Origin of the sequence: Mesorhizobium sp. M7A.F.Ca.AU.002.02.1.1, from assembly GCF_003998535.1 — a bacterium.
GTDB lineage: Bacteria > Pseudomonadota > Alphaproteobacteria > Rhizobiales > Rhizobiaceae > Mesorhizobium > Mesorhizobium ciceri.
In genome coordinates, this window is record NZ_RZPB01000328.1 from 1 (window position 1) to 6,562 (window position 6,562).

The following is a 6,562-nucleotide window of genomic DNA, read 5'->3' on the forward strand; positions in this document are numbered from 1 at the left end:
GCAGCGCCCCCTGGCGCATCTTCAACATCGGCAACAACAACCCGGTTAAGTTGACCGCCTATGTCGAGGCGCTGGAAAACGCGCTCGGCCGCAAAGCCATCGTCGAACTCTTGCCGCTGCAGCCCGGCGATGTGCCCGATACCTTCGCCGACACCTCGGCGCTGGAGCAGGCGGTCGGCTACCGCCCGACGACGACAGTGACCGAGGGCGTCGGGCGGTTCGTCGAGTGGTACAAGGCGTATTTTGCGCGGGCATAGCGGAAGACGCCGGGTTTCATGCTCAGATTTTAAATGGTGTCTCGTTGCCTTCGTCAAGCTCTAGCGGAACAGGCAGATAAGCATTGGCAATTAGCCAGTCGCTGACGATCGTTTTGATCAAATCGGACTTGGAAACTTCCATCTCCGCTGCGATTCCAAAAAGTAATTCGTCTGTTCTCGTGCCCAGATCGACACCGGCGACGTTTCTAAGCATCAGGGCGGCCCTACGAAGTACAATTTGAAGGTCGGCGCGGGATATGTCCGCTATCTGGTCGGCGGCGCTCTCAAGCTCTCCTGCAAAGATCAGGCGGCTCATTGAAGGTCACTCCAGCACAGGCGGAGTAGGATCGTACCCGATTGAAACTATCCCCGGATGCCGATGGGCGATGGCGAGTATCTGGGTCTCAAGCTCACAGTTGTAGGCCATGAGCGCCTTCACGGTCTCAAGAGGGCTGTCGTAGCGGGCGATCAGCTTCACCGCTTCAGAGTGCAGTTCGGATTTGGCTTCGGTGTCGAAGTGCATTGTGCCCATGGTGCCTACTCCTAACGCGTCGCGCGGCGCTGCGGGGTGAGTGCGTCAAGTCGTTCCTGAAGGTGCCCGTTGAGCACGATCATTTCCTTGAGCGCTTTCATCACATCACCCTTGTGGACTGCAATGAAATCCTCGGCGTGGGCCTGGAGGGCAGCCTCCTGGCGGCTGTTCAGTGTCACAATTCGATCCATGGCATTACTCCATACGCTGCATGGGCGTAGTGAACAAAAAGGGAACATAAATGTCAAGAGTGAATTGACTCGGCGAGGAACTCATTCCTATTTTTGGCTATGCCGGAACAGAGCAGACGACCGCGCCGCCTTGTCCAGACCCTGTGCCGAGCGCATGAGGTTGGTCAGCTAATCCGTGTCCGGTGCATCAACTGCAACATTACACGCCACTATCTCCCCGGGGACCTCGCCAAATTGGTGGGGGACATTCCGTTTTGGGACGTTGACCGGCACATGCGCTGCGAGCGCTGCAAACGCCGCGAGCTTGATGTGGACATTCTGCTGCCAAGCGCATCGGAGGGCATGAAGATACGCGTGAGGCGACTTGTTGAAATCCGCATGGTACGACGCGTGATCTGGAGGGATGAATAACTGGCGCTAACAGCCCAACATTTCAATCACGTGCCGCCGATTTGCTTAGCGCCGCTTACGACGAAAAAACATCACGACCAAGATTGTAAGAAAGATGGCAATCGCAAGGCCCGGTGCAACGTCCGAGAGTATCCGAAGGCCAGCCATCTAGAACAACGAGCCTTGGCTTGGCGGTACTGGTGCCTGCTCGGGAAACTTGATCTGTGTGGCAGGCTTCTCGACAATCACAAGAGCATCATCCGGCGCTGTGCGTTGTAGCCGCTTCGCTTCCGACCATGGCGCTGTCAGCCAAGTCTCTGTTTCCTCTTGCGTCCTCAGGATCACCGGCATAGCTTTTTCATGGATCGGCTTGATGAGGGCATTGGGCGCGGTCGTCATGAAACCGTAAAGCTCGAAATCGCCGGGGCCGTCCTTTACCTTGCGGACCCCATGCCATGGCGTCCAGAGGCCAGCGAAGAAGAATAACGGGCGGTCCTCATTGAGCGCGAACCAATAGTTCCGCTGAATGCCTGTCTCGCGGTCTTTATCGCCGGGAGTTGGGCTGGGCTCTGCGAAGCTTGTTACCGGCACCACGCAACGGTTCTCGACGCCGACATACTGTTGCCAATGGCTGTACTGCGGGTTGCGAATGTTGGTAGTGCCGTAGTCAGCCTTGCCCTTGACGCGCTCGGCCGGCGTCGGCATTCCCCACAGGAGATTGGCTAGCTCACGGCCTTCAGGGGCGTTACGCACCACTGGGCCGGGCTGGTTGGGATAGATGTCAACGGACGGTTCAAGGTTGCCTAGGATGTCCCGCAAAGTCCGGGTCCACTGGCGGACCGCCTCTTGTGACGTGGTGATGTTGTAGAGATTGCACATGCGGTGAATGTGCCTAGCAGCGAACCGATCAGCAAGCCCCAACGGGGATATCCTGTTGCGACTAGCCCCGGTAATAGATCACCGTAGGATCAAACCAGTGTACCCGTACCGACCAAAAGAGAGAAAGAGGGGCTCCAAACCGGAATTTCTCGACTGTTGGGCCACTGACCAGTCCTCCGTCGTTCTCGGTATTTAGCAAAGCGTTTCGCACGCAATCCCGTCACTATCGCGATCCAGCCTGCCGCCCCATGAGCAGTTGCTGAGATACCATTGGGCTTCAGCGCAAGAGCTTATCTGAGAGCATTTACGGCGAGGCTCGCACGAATAGCCTTGTGACTGAGCCTGACGGCCTATGATACCGAGAGGCTGATTGGCCGCGGGCTGCGTATCTTCGGCGTGCTCGGCGCGCCACGTCCATGGGTCTTCGAAGAAGCCTTTCCACAGGCCGAGCTTGGCAGCCTTGGCGACCGCTTGTTGGGATGCATAGCCGCCATGGCTGTATTTGGGCCAGTCGAGGGCCAGCCCATTCTTGACGAGCCAGGCCGCCACGTCGGCTCCGTCCGCCCGGTAGCAATTGCCAACGAAGCGTCCGTATTGATCCCAAGTGACAAACTCGCATCGTAAGGGCTTCGATTTAGCCATGAATTTTTCGAGGGAAGTTTTGGCCTGCCATCCACATGAATACCGAAAGTGCTTCGCATCCTCGCACTGTTGATCATACTCGGGTGCGTCGATGCCGTTGAACCGAACGCGCGTCCCATTGATCTCAATTGTATCGCCATCAACTGCCGATGCGCGGCCTTGAAGCACTTCCCCGTTGGTTTGCTGACTGGGTGCGGCCGGTTCCTCGACCTGCCGTGTAACGCTCTGGGTGAGATTGCTGGCCTCCGGTCTGATCTCAACGGTGGCCTTTGGATTTGGCGAGGTAATGCCCGGTCTCTGGTACGGAACGGGATAATAATACGCGGCCAACGCAATGACTGCGAGCCAGCCTAGCCCTCCTTTCCTTGTTCGAGACAACCTATTTTCCCTCGCACCCAATGCCGTCGCGATCACCATCGAGCCCGTTAGGATCAGAGCCTGTGATCTGCACCCCAGGGGCAACCACTGCATTGTTTCCGCTGCCGCCTGCACAGTCCAAATCAGCGCTACGGGCTCGGGTCGCACCTCGGTATCCGTTGAAGACTGCCACCGCGCGCGCTCCGTCGCCTTCAATACGCGTGTTTTGGCTATTCGGATTGAACGGATCGACAGTTTGCAAAAGCATATTTGAGCGGTTCGCATCGCCGGCAGCGAGCGTCACCGAGTCATAATTATTCAAATAGTCGGCAGTGCAGCCTGAGATGAACGCAACAACTGTTGCGGTCGAAAACCAACGCCAATTCATGAAGGTATCCCCCGACACCAAACCCATCATGCACCTTTTGAATTTTGTTGTCGAATCCACTCTCTAATCCGTTTGCCTTGTGACTGGGCGTTTCCCATACAAGGCGCCGGGAGTGCTTTATTGGGTAAGGTCGATTCTTGAGCTATTGGGTATTTTTGGGTATTTTTTTAGGTATGGCCATGAAGATCGGTTTCCTGCAAATCACCCCTGAAACCCTTGCTTTGGTCTCGGAGATCGACGAATTCAAAGGGGCCGTGTTCTGTTTTCAAATCGTGCCGCTGCCTGCCGCCCTGTTGAGCGGATTGCGGCCTGAGGTTCTACTTGCAAATCCGTGGCTGAGCGGTGAAACCGGGCTGCGTTTCGTCAGTGTCGGCGTGGGACGTACGATCGAGTGTCTGTTGTATTTCGTGGCGATGGCTGCATTCTTTCTGAGCGTCACCCGCTTGCGCCCAGATCAGGTCTACGGCCTTCTGCCCTTCTTTTTCATGGGTGTCATCTGTAACGGATTGGCTGCGGCGATCCAGTATTCACTCTCCGATACGGTTGCCATACAGGGTTTGTTGCCGTTCACGATCAATGCGGGACTGTTTGCCAACCAGAACCATTTTTCAGCTTTGCTCTTCGTCTCCATCCCCTTCGTTGTCTACTACGGCCTGTTTCGCGGGCACCTTCTGTCCGGGTCGCTCGGCTTGATAACGCTGCTGCTGTTGCTTCTGGCCGCCGGTTCGCGCGCCGGTATTCTGATAGGGCTGGCGATCACCATGGTATCAGTCGTCTTTCTGTCCGCGCGCTCGAGGCTGGGCGGGTATGGAATACCCGCTGTCTTCATCGGGCTTTCACTCTACACGATCGGGGGCGTGGACGAAGATCGATGCGGAAGTGGTTGACCCGGCCTTTGGACGGGCCGAATTTGCCCGCACGACGATCGCGGGAATTGAAGAGAACTGGGCGACGGGCGTCGGCTTTGGGAGTTTTCCGAAGGTCTATCAGATTTACGAAAAGGGAGAGATGATCTTCAAGCCCTACGTCAATCACGCCCACAATGATTATCTGGAATTGGCACTTGAAGGTGGCGCTCCTGTTGTCTTTCTGGTCGCAGCTTACGCGATATTGCTTTTTGCGTTTTCCGTTACGGCACGGCGAGATCCGCTGCAGAAAATGGCGTTTCTCTCAGTATCGTTTCTGCTCGTTCATTCTCTGGTCGATTATCCCTTGCGAACGGCGGCACTGGCGATGACCTTCGCCTATATGAATGGCGTTATCTTTCACAAGGGACTTGCTGAGCGGCTGAGCCAGAGAGGCGAGTCGACCGCCGCCCATGATGACAATCTGCTTGTTCCCGTCAGGCCGGCCCTGGCAAGACGATAGCAATGCGTCGCCTGAATTGGCCATGGATTGGCGCCGGATCGTGACCCAGTCATTTGACGAACGCCGAGATTGACAAGCCAGTGCATGGAACCTAAGCACGGGCGGCTAGGGCCGGGGGGTTCAGGCATGTCAAGGAGAGCTTCTTGAAAGGAATTATCCTTGCTGGAGGCAGTGGAACGCGTCTTTATCCACTAACATTAGCAGTCTCTAAGCAAATTCTGCCGATATACGACAAGCCGATGATCTATTATCCGCTGAGCGTTCTGATGCTCGCGGGTATCCGAGAGATTCTGATCATTTCGACGCCGCGTGACCTGCCGGTTTTTCGCGATCTGCTTGGCGATGGATCGGAGTTCGGGCTCGACCTGTCCTATGCCGAGCAGCCGCAGCCCAACGGGCTGGCGGAAGCCTTCATCATCGGCCGCAATTTTATCGGCAAGGACAACGTGTCGATGATCCTCGGCGACAACATCTATTTCGGCGATGGGCTGTCGCAGCTTTGCCGCGACGCTGCCTCGCGCGAAAAGGGCGCTTCGGTGTTCGCCTATCATGTCGAGGATCCCCAGCGTTATGGCGTGGTTTCCTTCGACAAGGCCACGGGAACGGCGCTGACGATCGAGGAAAAGCCGCAGGTGCCGAAATCCAACTGGGCGGTCACCGGTCTCTACTTCTATGACAACGATGTCGTCGACATCGCCCCTGCCATCCGTCCCTCGGCGCGCGGTGAGCTCGAGATCACGGCGGTCAACAACGTCTACCTTGAGCGCGGCCAGTTGCATGTGCATCGGTTGGGGCGCGGCTATGCCTGGCTCGACACCGGCACCCATGACAGCCTGCATGAGGCCTCGTCCTTCGTGCGCACCATCGAGCACCGCCAGGGCATCAAGGTCGCCTGTCCCGAAGAGATAGCCTTTGAACAGGGTTGGCTGACTGTGGACCAGGTTCTGCGTCGCGCCGATCACCTGGGCAAGAACGAATATGCCGCCTATCTGCGCCGGCGTGTCGTCGACCTGTCGGAGGCCTAGGTGCTGGAAGTCAGGCCCCTTGGCATCGATGGCGTTCTGGAAATCGTTCCGAAGCGACATGGCGACGCGCGCGGCTTCTTCGTCGAAACCTACAATGCCGAGCGCTTTTCGCAGGCCGGCATAGACTTGGCTTTCGTGCAGGACAATCATTCTTATTCCGCCGCGGCGGGCGTCTTGCGAGGGCTTCATTATCAGCTTGCGCCGCGCGCCCAGGACAAGCTGCTGCGCGTCATCCGGGGCAGCATTCTCGACGTTGCGGTCGACATTCGCCGCAGCTCCAAAACTTTCGGAAAATGGGTCGCTCTCGAAGTGTCGGCCGAAAAGGGCAACCAGATTCTGGTGCCGAAAGGCTTCGCGCACGGCTTCGTGACGCTCGTGCCCGACACCGAGGTCCTGTATAAGGTGACCGATACCTATTCGCAGGCGCATGACCGGTCGATCCGTTTCGACGATCCCGCCATCGGCATCGAATGGCCGTCATTGACCGGCGGGTTCCAGCTCTCGGACAAGGACCTGAAGGCGCCGCTGCTGGC

At 57.2% G+C, this 6,562-nt stretch carries 10 protein-coding genes and 1 pseudogene; 5 read left to right on the top strand and 6 right to left on the bottom strand.

The window, feature by feature from the left end; translation table 11 throughout:
* Window positions 1-257 (top strand): annotated as a pseudogene (locus EN879_RS19805) (capsular biosynthesis protein CpsI); the annotation flags it as partial.
* 22 nt (window positions 258-279) lie between these two features.
* Here the strand turns inward: EN879_RS19805 and EN879_RS19810 are convergent.
* From EN879_RS19810 to EN879_RS19840, 6 genes are all read right to left on the bottom strand, one after another.
* A complete protein-coding gene (locus tag EN879_RS19810; RefSeq protein WP_013532734.1) occupies window positions 280-573 on the bottom strand; it encodes a hypothetical protein in 294 nt (97 codons plus the stop codon).
* A gap of 6 nt (window positions 574-579) precedes the next feature.
* Entirely contained in the window at window positions 580-789 is a 210-nt protein-coding gene (locus EN879_RS19815; protein ID WP_013532733.1) for a hypothetical protein, read from the bottom strand.
* Window positions 790-800: 11 nt separating this feature from the next.
* The gene (locus EN879_RS19820) at window positions 801-980 is read right to left on the bottom strand and encodes a hypothetical protein (RefSeq protein ID WP_013532732.1); all 180 of its coding nucleotides are present in this window, start codon (window positions 978-980) and stop codon (window positions 801-803) included.
* Window positions 981-1,538: 558 nt separating this feature from the next.
* The gene (locus tag EN879_RS19830; RefSeq protein WP_013532730.1) at window positions 1,539-2,249 is read right to left on the bottom strand and encodes an SOS response-associated peptidase; all 711 of its coding nucleotides are present in this window, start codon (window positions 2,247-2,249) and stop codon (window positions 1,539-1,541) included.
* 192 nt (window positions 2,250-2,441) lie between these two features.
* Complete coding sequence (locus tag EN879_RS19835) at window positions 2,442-3,221, bottom strand: thermonuclease family protein (protein ID WP_244514276.1); 780 nt, start codon at window positions 3,219-3,221, stop codon at window positions 2,442-2,444.
* 49 nt (window positions 3,222-3,270) lie between these two features.
* Window positions 3,271-3,696, bottom strand: a complete 426-nt coding sequence (locus tag EN879_RS19840; protein WP_224674090.1) for a calcium-binding protein — start codon at window positions 3,694-3,696, stop codon at window positions 3,271-3,273.
* 77 nt (window positions 3,697-3,773) lie between these two features.
* Here EN879_RS19840 and EN879_RS40035 point away from each other — a divergent pair, with 77 nt between their 5' ends.
* The 4 genes from EN879_RS40035 to rfbC form a co-directional block, all read left to right on the top strand.
* Window positions 3,774-4,523, top strand: a complete 750-nt coding sequence (locus EN879_RS40035; RefSeq protein WP_244514277.1) for a hypothetical protein — start codon at window positions 3,774-3,776, stop codon at window positions 4,521-4,523.
* On the top strand, window positions 4,516-5,004 hold the full coding sequence (locus EN879_RS40040; protein WP_244514278.1) for an O-antigen ligase family protein: 489 nt from the start codon (window positions 4,516-4,518) through the stop codon (window positions 5,002-5,004). The genes EN879_RS40035 and EN879_RS40040 overlap by 8 nt, the downstream gene beginning before the upstream one ends.
* 143 nt (window positions 5,005-5,147) lie before the next feature.
* Window positions 5,148-6,029 (top strand): glucose-1-phosphate thymidylyltransferase RfbA, encoded by an 882-nt coding sequence (gene rfbA, locus EN879_RS19850; protein ID WP_013532727.1) that lies wholly within the window; start codon window positions 5,148-5,150, stop codon window positions 6,027-6,029.
* On the top strand, window positions 6,030-6,562 hold a 533-nt coding region (gene rfbC / locus EN879_RS19855), incomplete at its 3' end, for a dTDP-4-dehydrorhamnose 3,5-epimerase (protein WP_127274195.1).

Bases quoted from the DNA above. Each gene is read 5' to 3' on its own strand.
- EN879_RS19810 (WP_013532734.1), bottom strand. From the start codon at position 573: ATGAGCCGCCTGATCTTTGCAGGAGAGCTTGAGAGCGCCGCCGACCAG.
- EN879_RS19815 (WP_013532733.1), bottom strand. From the start codon at position 789: ATGGGCACAATGCACTTCGACACCGAAGCCAAATCCGAACTGCACTCT.
- EN879_RS19820 (WP_013532732.1), bottom strand. From the start codon at position 980: ATGGATCGAATTGTGACACTGAACAGCCGCCAGGAGGCTGCCCTCCAG.
- EN879_RS19830 (WP_013532730.1), bottom strand. From the start codon at position 2,249: ATGTGCAATCTCTACAACATCACCACGTCACAAGAGGCGGTCCGCCAG.